The organism is Acinetobacter sp. AS23, assembly GCF_023612055.1.
Classification (GTDB): Bacteria; Pseudomonadota; Gammaproteobacteria; order Pseudomonadales; family Moraxellaceae; genus Acinetobacter; species Acinetobacter oleivorans.
Genome location: NZ_CP082274.1, coordinates 1,438,417 through 1,460,002 on the forward strand (window position 1 = coordinate 1,438,417; position 21,586 = coordinate 1,460,002).

At 36.8% G+C, this 21,586-nt stretch carries 25 protein-coding genes; 13 read left to right on the top strand and 12 right to left on the bottom strand.

Features of this window, described 5'->3' with window-relative positions; genetic code table 11:
* Positions 1-107: 107 nt before the first annotated feature.
* On the top strand, positions 108-1,091 hold the full coding sequence (locus K6I41_RS06685; RefSeq protein WP_250375456.1) for an ion transporter: 984 nt from the start codon (positions 108-110) through the stop codon (positions 1,089-1,091).
* Positions 1,092-1,123: 32 nt separating this feature from the next.
* Here the strand turns inward: K6I41_RS06685 and K6I41_RS06690 are convergent, their stop codons facing one another.
* Positions 1,124-2,317: an MFS transporter gene (locus K6I41_RS06690; RefSeq protein ID WP_250375457.1), complete on the bottom strand. Its 1,194-nt coding sequence runs from the start codon at positions 2,315-2,317 to the stop codon at positions 1,124-1,126.
* Positions 2,318-2,543: 226 nt separating this feature from the next.
* Between K6I41_RS06690 and K6I41_RS06695 the strand changes: the two genes are divergently transcribed.
* From K6I41_RS06695 to K6I41_RS06705, 3 genes are all read left to right on the top strand, one after another.
* Positions 2,544-2,972 carry a hypothetical protein gene (locus K6I41_RS06695; protein ID WP_250375458.1) on the top strand — a complete coding sequence of 143 codons (429 nt, stop codon included), beginning with the start codon at positions 2,544-2,546 and terminating at the stop codon, positions 2,970-2,972.
* 150 nt (positions 2,973-3,122) lie between these two features.
* Entirely contained in the window at positions 3,123-3,920 is a 798-nt protein-coding gene (locus K6I41_RS06700) for a DUF4198 domain-containing protein (RefSeq protein WP_250375459.1), read from the top strand.
* A gap of 287 nt (positions 3,921-4,207) precedes the next feature.
* A complete protein-coding gene (locus K6I41_RS06705; RefSeq protein ID WP_002122195.1) occupies positions 4,208-5,128 on the top strand; it encodes a LysR family transcriptional regulator in 921 nt (306 codons plus the stop codon).
* Positions 5,129-5,190: 62 nt separating this feature from the next.
* On the opposite strand, the gene K6I41_RS06710 is transcribed toward K6I41_RS06705, so the two are convergent.
* On the bottom strand, positions 5,191-5,643 hold the full coding sequence (locus tag K6I41_RS06710) for a DUF441 domain-containing protein (RefSeq protein WP_004791554.1): 453 nt from the start codon (positions 5,641-5,643) through the stop codon (positions 5,191-5,193).
* A 251-nt stretch (positions 5,644-5,894) separates the two neighbouring features.
* Between K6I41_RS06710 and K6I41_RS06715 the strand changes: the two genes are divergently transcribed.
* Positions 5,895-6,113: a hypothetical protein gene (locus K6I41_RS06715; protein WP_250375460.1), complete on the top strand. Its 219-nt coding sequence runs from the start codon at positions 5,895-5,897 to the stop codon at positions 6,111-6,113.
* Positions 6,114-6,214: 101 nt separating this feature from the next.
* The gene (locus tag K6I41_RS06720) at positions 6,215-6,919 is read left to right on the top strand and encodes a pseudouridine synthase (protein WP_250375461.1); all 705 of its coding nucleotides are present in this window, start codon (positions 6,215-6,217) and stop codon (positions 6,917-6,919) included.
* Here K6I41_RS06720 and K6I41_RS06725 read toward each other — a convergent pair.
* From K6I41_RS06725 to K6I41_RS06735, 3 genes are all read right to left on the bottom strand, one after another.
* Positions 6,912-7,355 carry a GNAT family N-acetyltransferase gene (locus tag K6I41_RS06725; RefSeq protein ID WP_002122286.1) on the bottom strand — a complete coding sequence of 148 codons (444 nt, stop codon included), beginning with the start codon at positions 7,353-7,355 and terminating at the stop codon, positions 6,912-6,914. The two genes, K6I41_RS06720 and K6I41_RS06725, sit on opposite strands and share 8 nt — an antisense overlap.
* A 98-nt stretch (positions 7,356-7,453) precedes the next feature.
* On the bottom strand, positions 7,454-7,762 hold the full coding sequence (locus K6I41_RS06730; RefSeq protein ID WP_004791563.1) for a type II toxin-antitoxin system RelB/DinJ family antitoxin: 309 nt from the start codon (positions 7,760-7,762) through the stop codon (positions 7,454-7,456).
* A gap of 111 nt (positions 7,763-7,873) precedes the next feature.
* Entirely contained in the window at positions 7,874-8,782 is a 909-nt protein-coding gene (locus K6I41_RS06735; protein WP_250375462.1) for a pseudouridine synthase, read from the bottom strand.
* Between the two features lie 120 nt (positions 8,783-8,902).
* Between K6I41_RS06735 and tsaE the strand changes: the two genes are divergently transcribed.
* The 5 genes from tsaE (at position 8,903) to K6I41_RS06760 (ending at position 13,886) form a co-directional block, all read left to right on the top strand.
* Complete coding sequence (gene tsaE, locus K6I41_RS06740) at positions 8,903-9,376, top strand: tRNA (adenosine(37)-N6)-threonylcarbamoyltransferase complex ATPase subunit type 1 TsaE (protein ID WP_034591353.1); 474 nt, start codon at positions 8,903-8,905, stop codon at positions 9,374-9,376.
* Positions 9,369-11,318, top strand: a complete 1,950-nt coding sequence (mutL, locus tag K6I41_RS06745) for a DNA mismatch repair endonuclease MutL (protein ID WP_250375463.1) — start codon at positions 9,369-9,371, stop codon at positions 11,316-11,318. Before tsaE ends, mutL begins: the two co-directional genes overlap by 8 nt.
* A 6-nt stretch (positions 11,319-11,324) precedes the next feature.
* On the top strand, positions 11,325-12,269 hold the full coding sequence (gene miaA, locus K6I41_RS06750) for a tRNA (adenosine(37)-N6)-dimethylallyltransferase MiaA (protein ID WP_250375464.1): 945 nt from the start codon (positions 11,325-11,327) through the stop codon (positions 12,267-12,269).
* A 93-nt stretch (positions 12,270-12,362) separates the two neighbouring features.
* Positions 12,363-12,884, top strand: a complete 522-nt coding sequence (hfq, locus tag K6I41_RS06755) for an RNA chaperone Hfq (RefSeq protein ID WP_004791573.1) — start codon at positions 12,363-12,365, stop codon at positions 12,882-12,884.
* Positions 12,885-13,025: 141 nt separating this feature from the next.
* Positions 13,026-13,886: an EamA family transporter gene (locus K6I41_RS06760; RefSeq protein WP_199944428.1), complete on the top strand. Its 861-nt coding sequence runs from the start codon at positions 13,026-13,028 to the stop codon at positions 13,884-13,886.
* A 35-nt stretch (positions 13,887-13,921) separates the two neighbouring features.
* Here K6I41_RS06760 and nfsB read toward each other — a convergent pair whose 3' ends face one another.
* On the bottom strand, positions 13,922-14,575 hold the full coding sequence (gene nfsB, locus K6I41_RS06765) for an oxygen-insensitive NAD(P)H nitroreductase (protein ID WP_151988562.1): 654 nt from the start codon (positions 14,573-14,575) through the stop codon (positions 13,922-13,924).
* Positions 14,576-14,714: 139 nt separating this feature from the next.
* Between nfsB and K6I41_RS06770 the strand changes: the two genes are divergently transcribed.
* Positions 14,715-14,945 (top strand): hypothetical protein, encoded by a 231-nt coding sequence (locus K6I41_RS06770; protein ID WP_250375465.1) that lies wholly within the window; start codon positions 14,715-14,717, stop codon positions 14,943-14,945.
* A gap of 7 nt (positions 14,946-14,952) precedes the next feature.
* Here K6I41_RS06770 and K6I41_RS06775 read toward each other — a convergent pair whose 3' ends face one another.
* Together K6I41_RS06775 and K6I41_RS06780 are read right to left on the bottom strand one after the other, a co-directional pair.
* Positions 14,953-15,672, bottom strand: coding sequence for a UDP-2,3-diacylglucosamine diphosphatase (locus tag K6I41_RS06775; protein WP_151988564.1), 720 nt, complete (start codon positions 15,670-15,672; stop codon positions 14,953-14,955).
* Positions 15,673-15,687: 15 nt separating this feature from the next.
* Complete coding sequence (locus K6I41_RS06780) at positions 15,688-16,197, bottom strand: peptidylprolyl isomerase (RefSeq protein WP_004791583.1); 510 nt, start codon at positions 16,195-16,197, stop codon at positions 15,688-15,690.
* A gap of 168 nt (positions 16,198-16,365) precedes the next feature.
* Between K6I41_RS06780 and K6I41_RS06785 the strand changes: the two genes are divergently transcribed.
* On the top strand, positions 16,366-18,093 hold the full coding sequence (locus K6I41_RS06785) for a glutamine--tRNA ligase/YqeY domain fusion protein (RefSeq protein ID WP_250375466.1): 1,728 nt from the start codon (positions 16,366-16,368) through the stop codon (positions 18,091-18,093).
* 117 nt (positions 18,094-18,210) lie between these two features.
* Here the strand turns inward: K6I41_RS06785 and K6I41_RS06790 are convergent, their stop codons facing one another.
* The 4 genes from K6I41_RS06790 to K6I41_RS06805 form a co-directional block, all read right to left on the bottom strand.
* Positions 18,211-18,324, bottom strand: a complete 114-nt coding sequence (locus K6I41_RS06790; protein ID WP_250375467.1) for a hypothetical protein — start codon at positions 18,322-18,324, stop codon at positions 18,211-18,213.
* A gap of 159 nt (positions 18,325-18,483) precedes the next feature.
* Positions 18,484-19,206, bottom strand: coding sequence for a glutamine amidotransferase (locus K6I41_RS06795; RefSeq protein WP_151822627.1), 723 nt, complete (start codon positions 19,204-19,206; stop codon positions 18,484-18,486).
* Positions 19,207-19,372: 166 nt separating this feature from the next.
* On the bottom strand, positions 19,373-20,188 hold the full coding sequence (gene eutC, locus K6I41_RS06800; RefSeq protein ID WP_250375468.1) for an ethanolamine ammonia-lyase subunit EutC: 816 nt from the start codon (positions 20,186-20,188) through the stop codon (positions 19,373-19,375).
* Positions 20,189-20,198: 10 nt separating this feature from the next.
* Positions 20,199-21,584 carry an ethanolamine ammonia-lyase subunit EutB gene (locus K6I41_RS06805; RefSeq protein WP_250375469.1) on the bottom strand — a complete coding sequence of 462 codons (1,386 nt, stop codon included), beginning with the start codon at positions 21,582-21,584 and terminating at the stop codon, positions 20,199-20,201.
* Positions 21,585-21,586 lie beyond the last annotated feature (2 nt).

A 21,586-nucleotide genomic window follows, 5' to 3' on the forward strand; every position in this document is an offset into this window, starting at 1 on the left:
TAAAATTTCAATTACCGAAGCGTGTTAAGGAAAATTTATTAAAGACCATATTGGTGAATAGGCAGTGAGAGCTTACTATATCTTCAATATCAAGTGGTCAGATCAATATGCAAAATTCAGCGTTGAAGAGATTACGTAAGTTTTTCTATAATAATCTTCATAATCATGACTATGAAACTACGGTAAGTAGATGTATTAATTATTTTTTAGTTGTTTTAATTGTTGGTAATGTCGCTGCCGTTTTATTAGAAACAGTAAATGATTTGTACACAAGCTATCGTGTTTGGTTCGATTATTTTGAAGTTATTTCAATTGCAATTTTTAGTATTGAATATTTATTAAGATTGTGGAGTGTTGCAGATCGAGATACAACACAATCTGCATGGAAAATTCGCTTGAACTGGATGAAAAGCGGGGAAGCAATTATTGATTTGATGGCAATTTTACCTGCCTATCTCAATTTCTTTGTACAAATTGATCTTCGTATGCTCAGAATCTTACGTTTGCTTCGTTTATTAAAATTAACGCGGTATTTTATCTCACTACAGATATTGTTATGCGTGATCAAGCGGGAGAAAGGTTCTTTTCAGGCAGTTATCTTTATTTTAATCATTATGATTATTATGACTGCTTCAGGAATTTATGTGGTTGAAAACAAGGCTCAGCCAGAAGCTTTTAGTTCAATACCTAAATCTATGTGGTGGGCTGTAGTGACTTTAACCACAGTGGGCTATGGCGATGTAACACCAGTGACCAGTTTAGGAAAGTTACTGGGGGCACTCATTACAATTTTGGGTGTTGGTATTGCGGCTTTACCAGCTGGTATTTTGGCATCGGGGCTTGCAAATGAACTTAACCAGCGTAATCAAAGGCTAGAGCAAGAATTTCGTGAATTACTTCAAGTACGAGGTATTGATATTTTACATGATGAAGTTGAAATAGAACGAATCCGTCAAAAAGTTGGTCTACCCAAAGAGCAGGCGCATAATCTGATTGTTCAAATTATGCGAGAAAAAGTATTAGAACAAGAAGAGTCTGTTAGAGAGAAAAAATGTTATTGCCCACACTGTGGTGGAAAGCTAACTGATTAGAAATAATAAGTTAGCATTTTCTTTGATTAAATTTACTTACTGGCTTTTTCAACAGCAAATGCAATAAGTAAAATGATAAGACCACCGAGACTCAAAACAAAACCTACCCAGATTGGCGCGATCCAACCCATTTGGTGGCTGAGTACCCATCCCCCTAAAAATGCACCTAATGCATTGGCCATATTAAAGGCAGAGTGGTTGAGTGATGCTGCTAATGTTTGGGCATCGCCTGCAACATCCATTAGACGGGTTTGCAAAGCTCCGCCTAATCCCATTACAGTGAGACCAATCAAAAATAACGAAGCAATAGCACTATAGATATTACTCATTAAGAAACTGGCAACAACAAAAGCAATAGCTGAACTAATTAGTACACCTACAATCGTTTTGTTTAGGTTTTTATCTGCAAGCCATCCCGCTGCTAAGCCACCAATAACCATACCGATACCCCAGATAGCTAAAGCAATAGGGACAATTTGGATATTAACTTTTGTATATTCAGTTAAAATTGGTGAGACATAACTATAAACAGAAAACATGCCTCCAAAACCGATAGCACCTACCGCTAGTGTTAACCACATATTGATATTTTTAAGACCAGCTAATTCTGTTTTTATACTGGCAGTAGCTTGGACTGGAATATTGGGTACAAAGAAACCAACAGCAATTAAAGTGACGAATGCAATGGTTGCTGAAAACTCAAAACCAGCTCTCCAGCCAAAATTTTGACCTAACCACGTTGCGAGAGGCACACCAATTACAGTTGCCACTGTAAGACCCATCATCATTTGGGCAACCGCAGAAGCTCTTCTTGATGGACCCGCTAGTTCTGCTGCAACTAAGGCACCGACTCCAAAATATGCTCCGTGTGGTAAACCTGCAATAAAACGTGAGATTAAAACAGTTTCAGGTGTATGAGCTAAAGCAGTACAGGCATTAGCTACACCATAAAAAAGCATTAAGCCAAGTAGTAAAGTTTTTCTAGGTATTTTGGCTCCGAGAATAGCAATGATAGGAGCACCAATAACTACACCCAACGCATAGGCACTAATAAAGTGGCCAGCTTCAGGAACTGTAATATTTAAATTATTTGCAATTTCTTGAATCAGTCCCATTGCGACGAATTCGGTAGTTCCAATACAAAAACCACCTACAGCGAGAGAGAAAATTGCTAAAAAAAGAGAATAGTGTTGATGTGTAGAAAGGGGAGATTGTGGGGACGCCATAATAAGTTGAGGAAAGACACAAAAAAGAGAAGTATAAGGGAAAAGAGAACAGAATAATAAAAAACTAAAATATTGAGATAAGGATTACATATTCAAATGAAGTGAATTTAAATTTTTATATGAAATAATTCATCGAAAAACTTTTAAAAATTATATATGATTAGCGCGTAATACTTTAAGCATTACAACAAGTTGTATAAATATCTAAAAAAAGAGATGCTAAAACGTGAGAAAATTATTTATTACCTGCCTTATGGGTATGGCTATGTTATCTATGCCTGGTTGCGCAGTATTTATGGCGGGTAATCAACCAAGTAAAAAAAATTTAAATGTTCTAAATCCAGGCAGTTCTCGTAATTATGTGATTGCTGAGTTTGGTGCGCCTGTACTTTCAGAATACCGTGATGGAACACGCGTTGAGATCTATACTTTTCAGCAAGGTTATTCAAAGTGGGTGAAAGTCGGCAGAGCTTTTGGTCATGGTGTGGCAGATGTGGCTTCAATCGGCCTTTGGGAAGTATTTGGGACTCCGACAGAAGCATATTTTAATGGTAAAGAAACTTCATACGAAGTATCTTACGGACCAGATGATTTAGTGAAAAGCTATAAGCTAATTGATTTCGAGCAGACATTTCCAAAGATGAAACAGCAATAAAATCAAATTAAATAAGAAAAGGCCTTCGGGTCTTTTTTATGTAAAATTAAATTTATTAATGATAATAAGAATTATTTTTATTTGTGTATACTGTATTCGCTTATATTTTGTCTGATTTTTTAACTTTGCATACAACAGGATTTTGTAATAATGAATAGATTTCTAATGACCTCACTTGCATTGATATGTACAACGGGCTTTGCCCATGAACCTTATGTAGCACCTGTAGCTTATAAAACTGAACAGACTCAAGTACCTGTAATTGCTGGTTATGCTGAAGAAGCATTAAATAGTGAATATGCTTTAAAGGATGCCAAGCTTACTGTAATTACACCTAAAAATGAGCTTAAAACGGTCAACTCAGAAGCTGTGCATAAGTCTGTAACTGTCTTTGATGTAGATCTACCTGAAGAAGGCACATATATTGTTCAAACTCAGGCGAGTTACCCTTTAAAATATGTATTTGACCAAAAAGAATGGCATCTATTTTTTGATATGCCAGCTGATAAAGCTCCACCGAAAGCAGAACGTGAATATTTGATTCCGACTGACCTTAAAACAAAAATAATTAAAACAGAACAAGTAGCACGTGAGTGGATATTGCAGAGTTATCTTTCTAAGGGAAAAATTTCAGATGTTCAGCTTCCTAATACACCGATTAAAGTTAGTTTCTCTGTGCACCCAAACCAGATTAAAGCTACTCAACCTATTAAATTAGCCATAACTGAAAAAGGGCAACCTTTAGCTTATGCTGAAGTTAATTTGAGAGAAAAAGGTGCAACTGATAAACAAGTACAACCATTTAAGGCAGATAATCAAGGGCAAGTTGAGCTCAAATTTCCAAAAGCTGGCGAGTACTTAGTAGAAGTAACTGCACCACTAAATTTGAAGTTAAAACCTAAAAATCAAAGCTATACAATTATTAGTTTAAATGTATTGGCACAGTAGTTTTTAGTTTTTTATAAAAATAGACCTAATAAAGGTCTATTTTTGTCTTATGCTTTTTAACCACTTTTAAAATTTTTATAAAATCGTTTTAATTTTCCTTAATTTTTGAAGATACCTACATTCATCCCATGTAAAAATAGTGAAATAAAATTCATGTTGAGACAAACTAACTAATTTTGTGTTAAAGTGAATATAATTCATTAATGAAGATTTATCGAAAGTTTTATGTAAAAGCAAACATGAGCTTTTTGCATTTATAGATAAATCTCTTTTTTAGGCTTGGGCCCATGTTAGAAATACGCCACCTTAAAACTCTAGTTGCTTTACGCGAGCATGGTTCATTAGTTTCGGCAGCAAATGACCTTTGTTTAACGCCATCTGCCATTTCCCATCAATTAAAAGAATTAGATCATTGGTATGGGGTAGAGGTTGTTAATCGTCGAAGCAGACCTGTTAGTTTTTCTAATGTTGGACAGCGCTTATTAAAGTTAGCCGATGATGTTTTGCCCCAAATTCAGATTACCCACAGTGATATCACGCGTATTGTGCATGGACAGACAGGCAGAATTATTTTTTCATCGGAATGTCACAGTTGTTTTGACTGGTTAATGCCTTTATTAAATCAGTATCGCCAGCAATATCCAGATGTCGATTTAGACTTTGCTTCGGGGTTTGAAGCTAATCCACATGAACTCTTACAAAATGCAGAATTTGATTTACTGATTACAGCTGACCCAATTGCGTTAAAAGGAATTGAGTATTTTCCGATTTTTGAATACGAATCCCGTTTAGTCTTATCAAATACGCATCCTTTGGTACGGGCTGAAAATATTACAGTTCAAGAGTTAGCCGAAGAGGTTTTAATTACTTATCCGGTTGATAAGCACCGTTTAGATATTATGTCTAAACTTTTCATTCCTGCGAATATTCAGCCTAAACAAATACGAACAACTGATTTAACTCAAATGCTTATTCAGCTTGTTGCAAGTGGACGAGGTATTGCTGCTTTACCTGATTGGGTAGTAAATGAATATGAACAAAAAGGTTGGGTTACAAGCCGCCGTTTAGATTGTGTTTCTCCTACAGGTTTAAGACGAACTTTATATGCGGGTTATCGAACTGAAGAAAAAGAGAAAAGTTATTTTGAAGGATTTTTAAAGCAGTTAGAAAAGTTCTCTTTAAAACGAAACGCTTATTATTCTGGCTAAAAATAAAAATTTAGCCTAAGTGTTAAAAAGGTGCTTAATTGCACCTTTTTTATATCGACTTCTTATTTACCAATAAATAAAGAGAGTAAGCCTGCTGCAATCAGAGGGCCGACTGGTACACCACGAAGTAAAGCAACACCAGCAACCGTACCAATCAGTAAACCTGCAACCACATCAGGTTGGCTTGACATTAGTTTTACTCCACGACCACCCAACCAAGCGACTAATAAGCCAATTGCAATAGCCAAAAGTGATTTAAAACTAACAAATGATTTTAAAATACTCTCCCCACTGAGCTTCCCACTGGCAATGGGAGTAAGGACACCAATCGTTAAAATAAGAATTCCTAAATTAAGACCGTGAGCTTGAATATAGGGGAAAAACTCATTTAATGGCGTAATTTTAACGACAATGAGCACACCGGCTGCAATCGTTACAGCTGCATTTTGACTTAATAAGCCGCAGATCAACAGAACGAGTAGAACAACTAAATTAACATCAAATTGGGCAAGCATGGGGAGTGCGGAGGAAGTAAATAAATGGAATTGTATAATATTTAAGACACGTAATGTGAACGCTTTAAAAGATATAGCCGATTTTAAATCTTATTTTTAAGAATAAATGATTGTATATCTCTCAATCCTAAAGAGTTTTAATTTCTGGTTACGCTTGGAAACAATGTTATATAAATTAACAAGTTAAAAATTTTAGTTTTTTAAAATTGTGATATAAAAATAGTCATTACTCATGAGTACAGGACAGATTTATGGACATTATAGATATCAAAATCAAAGATCAGTTTGACCAGATTCATGATGCAAAAGCGCAACTAAAGAAAAATTTAGTTGAACATGAGAATGCATCGTTAAAGCTGAGCCAACGTATTGAACATATTATTGTTGATAATGAAATTATTTTGCCTACTACCGAATTATTATTTGAAAGTGAACAGAACGAAAATATTTATCGAGTAGTCGAAGAATAAAGTGTGTCTTGAATGAAGTAAATGTAAAGAGCTGCTCGTAGCGTTTAGTAAAAAGTGGAAACTACGTTAAAATAACAGCTTAGTTCTAATGAGAAAACTTCATGCTGCTGGAAAAAATTTTACAATCACAAGGGTTTGGTTCTCGTAAATATTGTCAGCAGTTAATAAAAAACGGATCTGTAAGTATTGATGGAGAGGTTGCAGATGATCTTAAAAAGCAATTCTCTCCAGAAAATTTAGAGTTTTCTCTTTTTGGAGAAACTTATCAATATCGAGAAAAAGTTTACCTTGCTCTAAAAAAACCAAAAGGTTTTGAGTGTTCACACCAGCCCCATCATCATCAAAGCGTATTTAGCCTTTTACCAGAAATCCTGATTCAACGTGGTGTGCAAGCCATTGGTCGCTTAGATCAAGATACAACCGGCTTACTTTTACTTACTGATGACGGTAAATACCTTCAAGCTTTAACTCATCCTCGTAAACATGTACCTAAGGTTTATCATGTTACGACTATAGATCCGGTGACACCTGAGCAAATTGAAATGTTGAGCCAAGGTGTAAATTTGCATCAAGAAAAAGGTATTTTTGCTGCAACAGATGTGGAGATATTAGAAACGCATCAATTAACCATGACGATTCATCAAGGTGTTTATCATCAAGTAAAAAGAATGATTGCAGCTGTAGGAAATAAGGTAGAAGCATTACATCGCCATCAAGTAGGGCAATTGGTTTTACCTGAACTTGAAGATGGAGAGTGGGTTTATTTATCTGAACAACAAAAACAGCTCGCTCAAAATATCATTTGAGAAAACAATGGAAGGTTTGGAACTCACTATCTCGAATAAATCCCATTTGTTCATATAAACGATGAGATTCATGGTTGTTACTTTGAGTTTCCAAACTAATCCGCAAAGCATTTTCTTGTTTTGCAAATAAGATTGCTGTATCGATTAGCTGTTTAGCAGAACCTTGACGACGAAAAACGGGCGTAACATATACATCATCTAAAATATAATAAGTTGAACAAGCAACTGAAGAAAAACCTAAATAGAGTAAAATAAAACCCGTGATTTTATCGTCTTTAATATGAATGAAGAACACACTTTCTCTATTCTCAAAACGTTGTTTAAGGAAGTGAAGTGATTCATTAAAATTAGAAGAGGCCCCATAAAATTGGCGGTATTCATCAAATAAAACGGCGAGTTGCTCTAAATCTTCAAAAGTCGCTCGTCTAACGATCATTTGGCACTCCTTGTAACTTATCATTATGTTTTTACAAAGAGAGCATAACGAAAAAAACAGCTTTTTGACGTTAAAACTTGTTTATAAATGCAACAGTGTTAAGTTTTGTCGCTTTCACCAAGAAGTGCATTAAGTTCTTCAAATAAATCTTCATGGTCATCATCTTCAGTTAAAGTTGATGGATTTTGGTTCAATGAAGATGCTTTTGCTTTTCTCAGCTTTAATAATTGTTCCATATTAATATTCTGATTTTCGATAGCAAAAGGAATAGATTTAGTTAATACGACCTGTTTAAAAAAAAGTCGTACTGCTTGGGCAGGGGTAATTCCCAGTTGTTTAAAAACAGCAAAAGCCTGCTTTTTTTCTTGGGAGTCAAGTCGAACCTGATAAACTTCTGTTTTTCGCATGAATAACAAAACCAAATGATTTTTAATTTTTAGGAATTTATTTTAAACCATCGCAATGTAATTTCAATGCTTTTTGGCATAAAAAATAATCTTTTTGTCATTACGGTTACATTACAATGTCAATTCAAACTCCGAATTAATAGACATTCCCTCTTTTGTGAGGGGATCTATAAATGAAATGTGCTTAGCGAGTAGCTGTAATGGTTCAGAGAAATCATCTTCAGCCTTGTGTTGAACTACGGGATAAAATGGATCATTTTTAATCGGAATTTCTAAGTAATTAAGATGCACGCGAAGTTGGTGCTGTTTGCCCGTTGTCGGTGTTAAGCGATATTTTGCCCAAATCTGGTTATACTCGATAAGCTCAATATAAGTCTCGGTATTTGTTTTTGCATTTTCTATAACTTGCATAGTGTAAAAAGGATGACCTTTATCTAAATGCAAGTGTAATGTCTGAGGAAAATTTAAATCTTTTTTATAAGGTGCAACAGCGTGATAAATTTTATTGACTTGGCGCTCTGCAAATAATTGTTGGTAAATACCACGCGACTCAACCCGTTTGCAAAATAGAACAACACCAGCAGTTTCACGATCTAGACGATGAATAGGGGTTAAAAATTCATTTCCTGTTTGTTTTTTTAGACGGACTAAAAGCGTCTCTTGAACATATTGTCCAGTCGGGCTAATCGTTAGAAAATGGGGTTTATCGACCACCAGTAAATCATCATTCTCAAATAAAATCCGATGTTCAAATGGAACATGTGGCTCATAAGCCAGAAATCGATAATAAAAAATATGGGTATTACTTTGGTATGGACTGTCTAATGTTAGTTTTTGTCCATTTGCCCCATAAATAAGTCCATCTTGAAATCGTTGTTGCCACTCTTGCACTTTAATATGTTGGAAATGTTGGCATAGATACTCATAAATAGTTTGAATATTTGTGTGTGCAGGAAGATAGACTTGGCTTGCGCTCACACCATCAATCATAGGTGGCAAAAAATCGTTCGGACTAGACATAAAAAAGTGTAAATATGTAAGAAAATTGATATAAAAAAAGCCAACTTCTAGGGCTTAAGTAGGCTTTTAAGGCAGGGCAATGTTATCATATCGATTATTTCGAATCATGTTATGTGTGCTATGTCGTATTCATTGAAATTGGTCTTAAATCATGAAGAAGATACTGAGCGTTTAGCTCAAGCTTTGGCGCAGCATGTTCAGTCGGGTATAATTTATTTAATTGGGGATCTAGGTGCGGGTAAAACCACACTTACGCGCTATTTCTTACAGGCTTTGGGCCACAAAGGCTCTGTTAAAAGTCCAACGTATACACTCGTTGAGCCATATAAAATTAATGATAAAGAAATTTTTCATTTTGACTTATATCGTTTGAATGATCCGTACGAACTTGAATTAATGGGAATCCGTGATTATTTAGATATCGCAGACGCATTATTTTTATTTGAATGGCCATCAAAAGGTGGCGATGAAATTCCAGAGGCAGATATCATTATTGATATTCAAAAGTCAGATGATGAGTTGAGCCGTTTAGTAACCCTAACTTTACCTACAGAACATTTGTATCAGACTTTGCAGGAACAGCTTCATGACTGATGAAAAGCTAACACAACGTCGTATCCATACATTAGACGCAGCGTTAGCCAACCAGATTGCTGCTGGTGAGGTGATTGAGCGTCCCTCATCTGTTGTTAAAGAATTATTAGAAAACTCTATCGATGCCGGTGCAACTGAACTCATTGTACGTATTGCTCAAGGTGGTTCGACCCTAATAGAAATTATTGATAATGGGCATGGCATTCATTCTGAAGATTTAGCATTAGCGGTTATGCGTCATGCCACAAGTAAAATTAAAACGGCAGAAGATTTACACGCTATTGTAAGTTTAGGATTCCGTGGGGAGGCACTTGCTTCGATTGCTGCTGTTTCAAGATTGACATTAACGAGTAGCCAAGATGAAAGTGGTATTGGCCATCAGGTTGAAGTAAACGGCACAGCATTTGATCATCAAGAAGTACAAGCTGTTGCTGCTCAAAAGGGAACCCATATACGTGTTCAGGACTTATTCTTTAATGTTCCTGCACGCCGTAAATTCTTAAAAAAACCAACCACTGAATTTGGGCATATCGAAGAGATTGTTCGCCGTCTGGCCCTAACACATTTCGATATACGTTTTGTGCTTGAGCATAATGATAATATTAGAATTAATTTACCTATAGCGGATAGCGGCGAGCTGCGTTTTCAGCGGGTACAGCAATTATTAGGTTCGCAATTCGTACAAAATGCATATTGGATGGATGCTGAAAGTATTAGCATGCGTTTATCGGGTTGGCTTGGCCATCCTTCTGATGCACGTGCGCAGGCTGATATGCAATATGTCTATGTAAATGGCCGTATTGTCAAAGATAAAACAATTTCGCATGCGTTACGCATGGCATATGACGGTATTTTACATGGTCATCAACATTCATCTTATCTACTTTTCTTAGAAGTCGATCCTGAAAATATTGATGTCAATGTTCATCCTACAAAACATGAAATTCGCTTTTTAAATCAAAGAGAAGTGCATGAGTTTGTAAGGCATTATGCAAAAGAAACTCTATCGCAATTTCAGACAGCGAGTGCTGATTTAGCTCAAGCGATGAAAGTAGATGAACAATCAGATTATTCAGTACAGCCGCAGCCTAAATATCAAGAACAATTTTCATTGCACAGAGCAAATGAAAGTTTAAATGCAGATAGTGAGCCACAGACTCAGCACGCATCAACAGAGTTATTAACCGATTTTAATGCTAGTCGTCCGAAAGCTGTTCACTATGCAGATCAAACGCCAAAATATAATGGTTCTGCTCAATTAAATAATGCGTTAAAGACATATTTAGCGCCTCTACGTGACCAACCTGCTACTTTTTCATTAAATGAAAATATTGAACCATTAACTAAAGTTGATGAATTTCCTTTAGGTATCGCAATTGCTCAACTTCATGGAATTTATATTCTAGCGCAGAATACCGAAGGGCTTATTATTGTTGATATGCATGCGGCACATGAGCGTATTTTATTACAACAAATGAAAAATGCTTGGGATAAACCTGAATTTTGGACATCTCAGCGGTTACTTATACCTAAAGTCATTTCTATTAGCCGTATGCAGGCTGTTAGGGTAGAGGAGTTAAAACCTCAACTTGAGCGCTTAGGTTTGGAAATTGATTTATATGGCGATGAGCAAGTTATTGTTCGTGGTGTGCCTGCCATATTACAAAAAGCAGATTTTGAAAATCTTATTCCAGAACTTTTAAATGATTTAGATCCAAATGATGAAGCCCAAGGGTTACTTCAAAAAAGAGACGAGTTATTAGCTGGAATGGCATGTCATGGGGCAGTACGTGCACATCGACAACTCAGCCTTTCAGAAATGAATGCTTTACTTCGTCAAATGGAACAAACTGAATTTGCGAGCCAATGTAACCATGGACGGCCAACTTGGCGTGCGTTTCCATTATCTCAATTAGATAAATTATTTGCTCGAGGAGAGTAGTTTTACATGTCAAATCAATTGCCCGTCATCAATTTAATGGGACCAACTGCGAGCGGAAAAACCGCTTTGGCATGTGAATTATACGAGCGTGGAAATTTTGAGCTAATTTCTGTTGATTCTGCACTCGTCTATAAAGATATGGATATCGGCACGGCTAAACCAACGCGTGAAGAGCAAGCGCTCTATCCTCATCATCTGATTGATATTATTACGCCTCTTGAAGTTTATTCAGCTGCTCAGTTTGTTGAAGATGCATGTAAGTTAATTGATGATATGCATTCACGTGGTAAAACTCCTATTTTGGTAGGAGGCACGATGTTGTACTTTAAAGCATTATTAGAAGGGTTGTCTGGTAATTTACCGAGTGCGGATGCAAATGTCCGTGCAGCAATTGAAGAAAAAGCTTTAAATGAAGGGTGGAAGGCCGTTTATGATGAATTGGTTTCTGTAGATCCTGCTGCTGCTATAAAATTTAATGTGACTGATAAGCAAAGGATTATTCGAGCATTAGAAGTTTATAAGATTACGGGCGAACCAATTACTAAATTGCAGGCAGAACAACCAAAAAACGTACCATATCGATACATATTTCATAATTATGCTTTACTTCCAGATCGGGTAGAATTACATAAACGCATTGAGCAAAGATTAAGCAAAATGTGGGATATCGGTTTTTTGAGTGAAGTTGAAGCTCTAATTGAAAAATACGATTTAGATGAAAATTTACCCTCAATGCGTTCAGTGGGTTATCGACAAGCACTAGAATTTCTATTAAAAAGTGACTTAAGTCTCAAAAGTAAACGTGAAATGGAGGATAAAGCTTTATTTGCAACACGACAACTTGCCAAACGTCAATATACGTGGTTACGTTCTTTGCAAGAAATACACGATTTTAAAACTTACTTGACGATAAAGCAGGCGAAAGAAGACTTGCGAAACTCTTATGGATAAAGCAAAATTTGCACACTGTCTTTTTATAATTTTTAGTTGAAAAATAAAGATAGTTTTTTTGCGCTGATTTAAAAATTTTTTTTGGAGTTAAAAATGTCTAAAGGTCAAACTTTACAAGATCCGTTCTTAAATTCTCTCCGTAAAGAACGTATCCCTGTTTCTATTTTCCTTGTGAACGGTATTAAATTACAGGGTCATATTGAATCTTTTGACCAATATGTTGTTTTATTAAAAAATACAGTAAGTCAAATGGTTTACAAACACGCTATTTCAACTGTTGTTCCAGCACGTAACCCACGCCCAGCAGGCGCGCAAGGTACAGGCTTCCCAGCACAAGGTGGCACACAAGGCGGCTTCGGTGGTCAACCTACTGGTGGTTTCGGTGGCGGTCAAGGCGGTGGCTTTGGTGGCGGTCAAGGCGGTGGCTTTGGTGGTAGTCAAGGCGGCTTCGGTGGTCAAGGCGGCTTCGGTGGTCAAGGCGGCGGCTTCGGTGGTCAAGGTGGCTTCGGTGGTCAAGGCGGTTTTGGTGGTCAAGGCGGTTTCGGTGGTCATCAAGGTGGTTTTGACAACGATACTAAATTTGAAGATGGTCAAGAAGACGAAAATAATCGTTAATTGAAATCTAAAAAGAAGCCAGTCAGATAATGACTGGCTTTTTTTATGTTTATTTATAAATTAATTTAAAATATTTAATTCAACAGCAGTCGTAATGTGATCATTATGGCTGATATATCTAAATAAATAGAGTTTTAATCGATGCTATTAATATTAGCTGCTGCTTTAAGCAGTGTTTTGGTGTCCATCCTATTAAAAAACTTAAAGAAAAAAGGTTACCAGCCGCTACAAATGATTGCATGGAATTATGCGAGTGCAAGTCTTCTTTGCTTTTGGTGGTTTCAGCCGGATATTCAACATATTTCAATAGAAAAGACGCCTTGGTGGTTAATTGTTGCACTAGGAATGATTTTGCCCAGTATTTTTCTATGTTTAGCTAAATCATTAGAATATGCAGGAATTGTTAAAACTGAGGTTGCACAACGACTTTCCGTGGTACTTTCTTTACTCGCCGCTTATTTCATTTTTAATGAGCAATTTAATGCATTAAAGCTGTGGGGAATAGGTCTAGGAGTTTTTGCAGTCTTACTCGTCTTATTTGGACAAATGAATACTTCTTCGAATCATCAATCTCGAAAAGCAATTGTTGCTCTATTAAGTGTTTGGTGTGGATATGCCGCGGTAGACATTCTCTTAAAATATACGAGTAGTTTAGGTCTTCAATTTACACTCACGTTGAATCTTATTTTTATTACATCTTTTATATTATCAATTTCATATTTATTGGTGCAGAAAACTCAAAAATGGCAGCTTAAAAGTGCTATAGCTGGTTTAGTATTAGGTGTGATTAATTTTTCAAATATTGCTTTATATGTGAAAGCTCATATCCTTTTAAAGGATTCACCTGCAATTGTTTTTGCAAGTATGAATATTCTCGTTGTGTTATTAGGAATTGCAAGTGGCGTTATTTTATATAAAGAAAAATTAAAATGGCCTACCACTTTGGGTATTTTATTGGGGATCAGTGGTGTAATTTGTTTAGCTAGGGCAATGAGTTTATAGTTCAAGAGAGTTGAATCTCTTGAACTATTTTCATTTTATAAATAGGTAAAAATAACTTCATCTGGTAGGCGCGATTTAGGAAGTTTTGCATTGAAATCGTTTTCACTGCGATAACCTAGAGAAACAATGACTGAACTACGCAGGCCTTTTTCAGTTAACCCAAGCTCAGTATTTAAAATATCTTCATCAAAGCCGCCCATTGGCGTAGCATCAATTCCTTCTAAACCAGCAGCAAAAAGTAGTTGCCCTAAAGCAATGAATGTTTGATTTTCCATCCACCCAAATAAATTTTTCTGCTCATTTCGATAGAATTCAACATAGCCATGGCGAGTATCTTTTTGGCCGAGCTTTGCTTTTTCATCTTTAAAACGACCGTTCAAATCATCTTGTTCAAGCAATTGATTTAAGTATTCAGCTGAAATATCTGTTCTTGTGCAAAATATAAGTGTGTGTGATGACTCGAGTACTTTTGGAGCGTTGTAGGCATATTTACCTGTTAAGGCTTTTGCAATTCGTTCTTTAGCTGCCTCATTATCTGCAACTACGAAATGCCAAGGCTGAATATTTACTGAAGAAGGGGTAAAACGTAAAATTTCTAATAATTTATTAAATTTTTCTTGAGGAATTTTCTTTTCAGAATCATACGCTTTTGTTGTATAGCGACTTTTAACAGAATTCAATAGGTCCATAGGTGTGCTCCATATCAATCTTATGGCAATTGAGAGAATTTAATCTTTGCCATCATACGCTATTTTATTCAAAAACATTTCCTATGTAATTTGATAAAGAAATATAATGTTTATATAAAAGTTTAGTAATTTATTGAAAATGATTGATTTAATGCCAACAAATGCAAAGAGTAAGTTACGAGAAATTAGAATTGTTAAAGCCTTTCTAATTTTTGCATTTGTATTGTGTCTTTTAATTTTATACATCGAATATCAAAAATATGCACATATAAGCTGGAAATTTATATTTATTGCCAGCATGTGTGTAATTTACGATTCTGATTTAAATAAAAAAATTAAAGAATTGAAAGTTGAAATAAAAAGTGACTAATTTCTAGTTAATAATTCCAGACAATCAATTCGAGCTGTTGCGTATTTGAAGATGGATCAATTTCCAAAATATAAGCCTGATCTTCACGCCAATCACCCAGAACAATTCGTTGTTTAGCTTGTACCTGATGAATTGAAGGGCGGTGAGTATGTCCATGAATCAGTATATCTACATCTTCTAAAGCAGAAATAACAGCTTGTTCATTTACATCCATAATTTCATAGCTTTTTTGCTGTTTATCAGCGGAGCTTCTTTTGCGAAAGCCATTCACTAGTTTAGTGCGAAAACTGAGAGGAGTCCGGCGTAAAAGAGCAATTAAGAGCGGATTTCGAATAATCTTTTTAAATCTTTGATAAGAAATATCATCTGTACATAATGCATCGCCGTGTTCTAGACGATATTGATGTCCTGCGATATTGAGGGAATAAATGTCAGGGAGTAATACGCCATTAAATTTATTGAGAAAAACTTGATTAAGCGCAAAATCACGATTACCGACTTGAAAGTAAACCCGATTCCCTTTTTGATTAAAGTCTTTTAAGGCCTCAACAATTTCATCAAGCCATGGTGCTGAATAGTCATCTCCAATCCAGGCATTAAACCAGTCGCCTAAGATGTAGAGTTGAGTATTTTTATGTTGGTAATGTACCAATAAGTCTAAAAACCCTCGAACGAGTCGAGGGTGTTCAGGTGACAAATGTAAATCTGAGATAAACAGATAAGTCACAGCTTTATCCTAAAATTATTCAGAAATAATTTTAGCAGATTCGATTACTACATTTTCTAAAGGAACGTCAGCGTGATAACCGCGGTTGCCAGTACGAACACCTTTGATCGCTTCAACAACATCTAAACCTTCAACAACTTTACCAAATACAGCATAACCCCAACCTTGAGCAGTTTTAGAAGTATGGTTCAAGAAAGAGTTATTTTTTACATTGATGAAGAATTGAGCAGACGCTGAGTGAGGAGCTTGAGTACGCGCCATTGCAATCGTACCTTCGTCGTTGCTTAAACCGTTATCAGCTTCGTTTTCAATTGAATCACGTGTCGCTTTTTCTTTGAAGTTTTCATCCATACCGCCACCTTGGATCATGAAACCATCAATGACGCGGTGGAAAATAACGCCGTCATAAAAACCGTCACGTACATATTCTAAAAAGTTTGCTACTGTTTTAGGTGCTTTTTCAGCATTCAGTTCAAGAACAATACGACCTTTATTGGTGTTTAATTCGACTTGAGGAAAACTCATTACATTAATCTCCTAAACATGGGCTTATGACCATGGGTTTTTGGTTGAGAGAAGCATAAGCAAACTGTAAACTACAAGGCAAGTAAAAAACGTTAAAATCTTTGTGAAAAATGAAGATAGCGTTTAAATTTTTCGAAATTTTATCTACAAAGAAGTGATTGATACACTATGAAGCCTAATGATGTTGTCTCGAGCCTGCCAAATAACCCGACACCGAATACTCATGCCTCTGTCGATTCTGCGCAGCAAGAACAACAGGCTGGCTTAGATTTCGTTCGCCAAGTCATTACAGAAGACTTGGCTGCTGGGCGTGCAAAGCAGATCGTAACGCGTTTTCCACCAGAACCAAATGGCTATTTACATATTGGTCATGTAAAAGCAATTTGCCTGAACTTTGGTGTGGCTGAAGAATTTGATGGGTTATGTAATTTACGTTTTGACGATACAAACCCTGATGCTGAAGAACAAGAGTATGTTGACGGTATTGCTAATGATGTGAAATGGCTTGGTTTTAACTGGAATGGTGAGCCGCGCTATGCATCGGGTTATTTTGATCAATTATATGCATGGGCTGTTCAACTCATTGAGCAAGGCGATGCTTATGTTGATTTACAATCTCCAGAAGAAATTAAGTTAAACCGCGGTAGTTTTGTTGAACCGGGTAAAAACTCACCATACCGTGATGCATCTGTTGAAGAGAACCTTGCGCGTTTTGAAAAAATGCGTAGTGGCGAATTTAAAGAGGGTGAAGCTGTTTTACGTGCCAAAATTGATATGGCAAGTCCAAACGTACACATGCGTGATCCAATTTTATACCGTGTATTGCATTCAGAACATCACCAAACAGGTGATAAATGGAAAATCTACCCAATGTATGACTATGCTCATCCATTGTCTGATGCAATTGAAGGAATCACTCACTCACTTTGCACATTGGAATTCCAAGATCACCGTCCGTTTTATGACTGGATTGTAGAAAAGGTTAAATCTAAAGCCGTTCCACACCAATATGAATCTTCTCGTTTGAACGTAGACTACACCATTACTTCTAAACGTAAATTACGTAAATTGGTGGAAGGTGGTCATGTGAATGGTTGGGATGACCCGCGTATGCCGACTGTAGTGGGTATGCGTCGTCGCGGTTTCACACCAGAAGGCTTACGTGAGTTTTGTAAGCGTGTAGGTGTATCAAAAACTGACGGTATTGTAGATGTTGCAATGCTTGAGTTCTGTATTCGTCAATCTTTGGAAAATACAGCTGCGCGTGGAATGGCTGTTTTAAGTCCACTTAAAGTGACTTTAACTAATTTACCAGAAGATATGGATCTTACACATGCTCGCCATCCTAACGTGGATATGGGTGACCGTGTGATTCCTTTAACTAAGGAAATCTATATTGACCGTAAAGACTTTGAAGAAGTACCACCAAAAGGCTTCAAGCGTTTAGTTCCTGACGGTGAAGTGCGTTTACGCCATGCTTATGTCATTAAATGTGATGAAGTTATTAAGGATGCGAATGGTGAAATCATTGAACTTAAATGTTCAATTGACCCAGAAACCTTAGGTAAAAACCCTGAAGGCCGTAAGGTGAAAGGCGTAATTCACTGGGTATCTGCAACAAAAGGTATTCCTGCTGAAGTACGTATTTATGATCGTTTGTTCACAGAAGCAGATCCTGAAACAGGTGATGATTTCTTGGCGAACTTAAATCCGGATTCATTGCAAGTGTTAGAAGCTGTAATTGAACCTGCTTTGGCACAAGCGAGTCCAGAAGATCGTTTCCAGTTTGAACGCGAAGGTTATTTTGTGGCTGATCAACATGATCATTCACCTGAAAAACTAGTGTTTAACCGTATTCTCGATTTAAAAGATAGCTTTAAGCCTGAGAAAAAGTAAGACGCGTAAAATATTTTTGAGCAAATAGCAGATATAAAAAAAGCCCAACTGAGTTGGGCTTTTTTTTATATCTATTTTCTTACATATATTATGCTTTATAGTGCTTTTGCAAATAAGCTAAGCTGGCTTAACCACGTAGAAATAAAGAACAATGATGATAAGAAGAATAGATGCTAGCGTTAAATAAGTATTCACTGTATTAAAGCTTTTAAGAAATTTCAGGATTTCCATAGTAAATCAGCGTTTATTTTATGTTACAAAGTTAATAAATTAATAATACACGGAAATTAATTATAAAGGTTCCCAAACACAGATTAATAATCCATCTTTGGGTGAAAAATAAGCATTTAGTTTTATGGATATACTTTAACTAATATATTGAATTAAAGATTAACCACTATATCCAATTCGTTTAAGGAATTTTTGAATAACATCAAAAGCAGCATGTTCGAGGTTTTGAGCATATTGCTGATTTTCTTTGCGAAGTTTTGGAATTGAAATATTTGCATGGCGAAGTTCACATGTATGACCAATGAGCCATTTTTCAAAATGTTCTTCAGTCGTTTCAATGTGGAACTGCAAGGCAAGAATATTATTACCGACTTCAAATGCCTGATTGGTATAAACATCGGAACTGGCTAATAGCACCGCATTTTCAGGAAGATCGAAAGTGTCGCCGTGCCAATGTAGAACATGAACATTGTTAAGCAAACCAGATAAAACCTGATTAGCACGTAAGCTTAAGCTGAGTGGACCCCAGCCAATTTCTTTTTGATGTCCTGCATATACTTTTGCACCAAGTGCATGAGCAATAAGCTGTGCACCTAGGCAAATACCAAGTGTAGGTTTGTCAGCTGCTAAACGTTGTTTGAGTAAAGCGATTTCATCTTTTAAGAATGGATAATCGTCAGTTTCATAAACTCCGATTGGACCGCCTAAAATAATGGTTAAACCTTCATGTGAAAAAGCAGGGGTTAAATCATCAACACCTGCCTCAAAATAACGGACGCGAAATCCGAGTTGATAAAAGACATCTTCTAATGAACCTAAGTCTTCGAAAGCAAGATGCTGAATGGCATAAATAGTTTTTGGGAAGGCGTTTGTTGTGCTCATACAAATGATTCATAGAAGATCAATAGGTGGAGTATAGCGATAAATATAAAGAAGAAAATATCTGTATAAATCGTCAATACCTGAAAATTGATATTTTTCGTTAAAATGATGTTGTTATGCAAAGGATTATCTATTTATGAATAAATCCCTAAACATATTTTACTGTTTAAAATAATAGCTTTTGAGTTCCCTCAAGACCTATATCTGAAAGTTGATGCTCATCTTTTAAATTAACTCCTGAAAAGCCGAGCTGTTTTGATTTTTTCATTAATGTCATTAAACGTTGTACCGCAACAGGAATACTTAAGCCTGCAGACCGGACATTAGAAATACAATTACGTTTAGCATCAAGACAGCCTGAATATGCATTCCACGTGTAGTAAATTCCCATACTGTCAGGAGAGCTTAGACCAGGGCGCTCACCGATGAGCATCACTAGCATGGGTGCCTTAAAGATCTCAGCAACCTCATCACCTAAAGCAACCCGACTGCCTGTCGCCAGTGCAATAGGCGCAAGAGTCCAGTTTTCTTGCTGAACTTGCTCACTTAGCGCGGTAATGAATGGGATAGCATTCGCTTCAATTGCTCTTGCAGAGAGCCCATCACCGACCACAATACAAACATCGTATTGTTGAATGTCTTCTGCATACTTCTTAATTAAGACATCTTTTGATTGATCTGAAAGCTGACGTCCTAAATCAGGACGTTTAAGATAGACTTCCTTATTAGAGGCGTTGCTTTGAACATGAAGACTTTGCAGCTGTCTTTGCGCTAATTGCTCAGATAAATAGGTAACATCCATGTCTTGATAAACCGCATCTTTTGCTTGTGCATGCGATAACTGAAATTCAAGTAAGGCTTGTGTTGGGATGCTACAACCTGCACGGCCCAGAGCAATGCGGGCATCGGTAAACTGTTTAAGTTTTTCCCACTGATCTTGATGGGTAGAAGATGGATATTGAATATCACGGTTCAGTTTCATGGTGTTCTCCCTAGTTCATGAGCAGACGAGAGAATTGGTCAGGCATGTGGTCTGCCCAACAAATTTGAGAGTTTTGCTGTTTAAAAATACCTTGCTGTTCAAGCCAAGCTGAAAACTCAGGAGCGGGTTTTAAACCTAAGAGTTGTCTTAAATAGAGGGCATCATGGAACGAGGTCGTTTGATAGTTCAGCATGACATCATCTGAACCCGGAATTCCCATAATAAAGTTAATGCCCGCGGCACCAAATAGAGTAAGGAGAACATCCATATCATTTTGGTCGGCATCCGCATGGTTGGTATAGCAAATGTCGCAGCCCATTGGTACTCCGAGTAACTTGCCGCAGAAGTGGTCTTCTAGTCCTGCACGTATAATTTGTTTACCGTTAAAAAGATATTCGGGACCAATAAAGCCAACGACTGTATTCACTAAAAGCGGATTGTATTTACGAGCTACTGCATAAGCACGCGTTTCTAATGTTTGCTGATCAACGCCGTGATGTGCATTGCTGGATAAGGCACTGCCTTGGCCCGTTTCAAAGTACATTACGTTTTGACCAATGGTTCCGCGTTTGAGTGCGAGTGTGGCTTCATATCCTTCTTGTAGTAAATCGAGTGAAATTCCAAAACCTTCATTAGCCAGTTGGGTGCCAGCGATTGATTGAAACATTAAATCAATTGGCACATTTTTTTCAGCAAGTTGAATGCCTGAGCTGATATGGGTAAGTACACAAGATTGTGTTGGAATCTGATATTCCTGAATGACATGATCAAGTAATTTTAGTAGCTCTGACAAATTATGAAGGTTATCCGTGGCGGGGTTAATGCCAATCACTGCATCGCCATTGCCATACATCAAACCATCTAAAATACTGGCAGAAATACCGAGCACATTATCGGTTGGGTGGTTTGGTTGTAAACGGGTAGAAAGATGGCCTTTTAAACCAATCGTGTTACGAAATTGGGTGACTACTTCACATTTGCTGGCGACATAAATCAAATCTTGATTGCGCATAATCTTGCTGACAGCAGCCACCATTTCTGGAGTTAAACCTGATGCTAATGCTTTTAAACTTTGAGCAGTTGCTTCTTCTCCAAGTAACCAATTTCGAAAATCACCTACTGTAAAGTGTGAAATAGGGGCAAAAGCTGCCAGATCATGTTCATCAATAATTAGTCGTGTAATTTCATCAGTTTCATAATCGACCACAACTTCATTCAAAAAGGTTTTAAGCGGTACATCGGCCAAAGTCATTTGTGCCGCAACATGTTCGGTTGCATCTCTGGCCGCTACACCTGCTAATTCATCGCCAGAACGTAACGGCGTTGCTTTCGCCATCAAGGTCTTCAAGTCAGCAAAATGATACTGTTGATTGGCGACAATATTGCGATAACTCATAG

Excerpts from the sequence above, each read along its gene's own strand:
- K6I41_RS06685 (WP_250375456.1), top strand. The coding sequence starts at position 108 with ATGCAAAATTCAGCGTTGAAGAGATTACGTAAGTTTTTCTATAATAAT.
- K6I41_RS06690 (WP_250375457.1), bottom strand. The coding sequence starts at position 2,317 with ATGGCGTCCCCACAATCTCCCCTTTCTACACATCAACACTATTCTCTT.
- K6I41_RS06700 (WP_250375459.1), top strand. The coding sequence starts at position 3,123 with ATGAATAGATTTCTAATGACCTCACTTGCATTGATATGTACAACGGGC.
- K6I41_RS06705 (WP_002122195.1), top strand. The coding sequence starts at position 4,208 with ATGTTAGAAATACGCCACCTTAAAACTCTAGTTGCTTTACGCGAGCAT.
- K6I41_RS06710 (WP_004791554.1), bottom strand. The coding sequence starts at position 5,643 with ATGCTTGCCCAATTTGATGTTAATTTAGTTGTTCTACTCGTTCTGTTG.
- K6I41_RS06715 (WP_250375460.1), top strand. The coding sequence starts at position 5,895 with ATGGACATTATAGATATCAAAATCAAAGATCAGTTTGACCAGATTCAT.
- K6I41_RS06720 (WP_250375461.1), top strand. The coding sequence starts at position 6,215 with ATGCTGCTGGAAAAAATTTTACAATCACAAGGGTTTGGTTCTCGTAAA.
- K6I41_RS06725 (WP_002122286.1), bottom strand. The coding sequence starts at position 7,355 with ATGATCGTTAGACGAGCGACTTTTGAAGATTTAGAGCAACTCGCCGTT.
- K6I41_RS06730 (WP_004791563.1), bottom strand. The coding sequence starts at position 7,762 with ATGCGAAAAACAGAAGTTTATCAGGTTCGACTTGACTCCCAAGAAAAA.
- K6I41_RS06735 (WP_250375462.1), bottom strand. The coding sequence starts at position 8,782 with ATGTCTAGTCCGAACGATTTTTTGCCACCTATGATTGATGGTGTGAGC.
- tsaE (WP_034591353.1), top strand. The coding sequence starts at position 8,903 with ATGTCGTATTCATTGAAATTGGTCTTAAATCATGAAGAAGATACTGAG.
- mutL (WP_250375463.1), top strand. The coding sequence starts at position 9,369 with ATGACTGATGAAAAGCTAACACAACGTCGTATCCATACATTAGACGCA.
- miaA (WP_250375464.1), top strand. The coding sequence starts at position 11,325 with ATGTCAAATCAATTGCCCGTCATCAATTTAATGGGACCAACTGCGAGC.
- hfq (WP_004791573.1), top strand. The coding sequence starts at position 12,363 with ATGTCTAAAGGTCAAACTTTACAAGATCCGTTCTTAAATTCTCTCCGT.
- K6I41_RS06760 (WP_199944428.1), top strand. The coding sequence starts at position 13,026 with ATGCTATTAATATTAGCTGCTGCTTTAAGCAGTGTTTTGGTGTCCATC.
- nfsB (WP_151988562.1), bottom strand. The coding sequence starts at position 14,575 with ATGGACCTATTGAATTCTGTTAAAAGTCGCTATACAACAAAAGCGTAT.
- K6I41_RS06770 (WP_250375465.1), top strand. The coding sequence starts at position 14,715 with ATGATTGATTTAATGCCAACAAATGCAAAGAGTAAGTTACGAGAAATT.
- K6I41_RS06780 (WP_004791583.1), bottom strand. The coding sequence starts at position 16,197 with ATGAGTTTTCCTCAAGTCGAATTAAACACCAATAAAGGTCGTATTGTT.
- K6I41_RS06785 (WP_250375466.1), top strand. The coding sequence starts at position 16,366 with ATGAAGCCTAATGATGTTGTCTCGAGCCTGCCAAATAACCCGACACCG.
- K6I41_RS06790 (WP_250375467.1), bottom strand. The coding sequence starts at position 18,324 with ATGGAAATCCTGAAATTTCTTAAAAGCTTTAATACAGTGAATACTTAT.
- K6I41_RS06795 (WP_151822627.1), bottom strand. The coding sequence starts at position 19,206 with ATGAGCACAACAAACGCCTTCCCAAAAACTATTTATGCCATTCAGCAT.
- eutC (WP_250375468.1), bottom strand. The coding sequence starts at position 20,188 with ATGAAACTGAACCGTGATATTCAATATCCATCTTCTACCCATCAAGAT.
- K6I41_RS06805 (WP_250375469.1), bottom strand. The coding sequence starts at position 21,584 with ATGAGTTATCGCAATATTGTCGCCAATCAACAGTATCATTTTGCTGAC.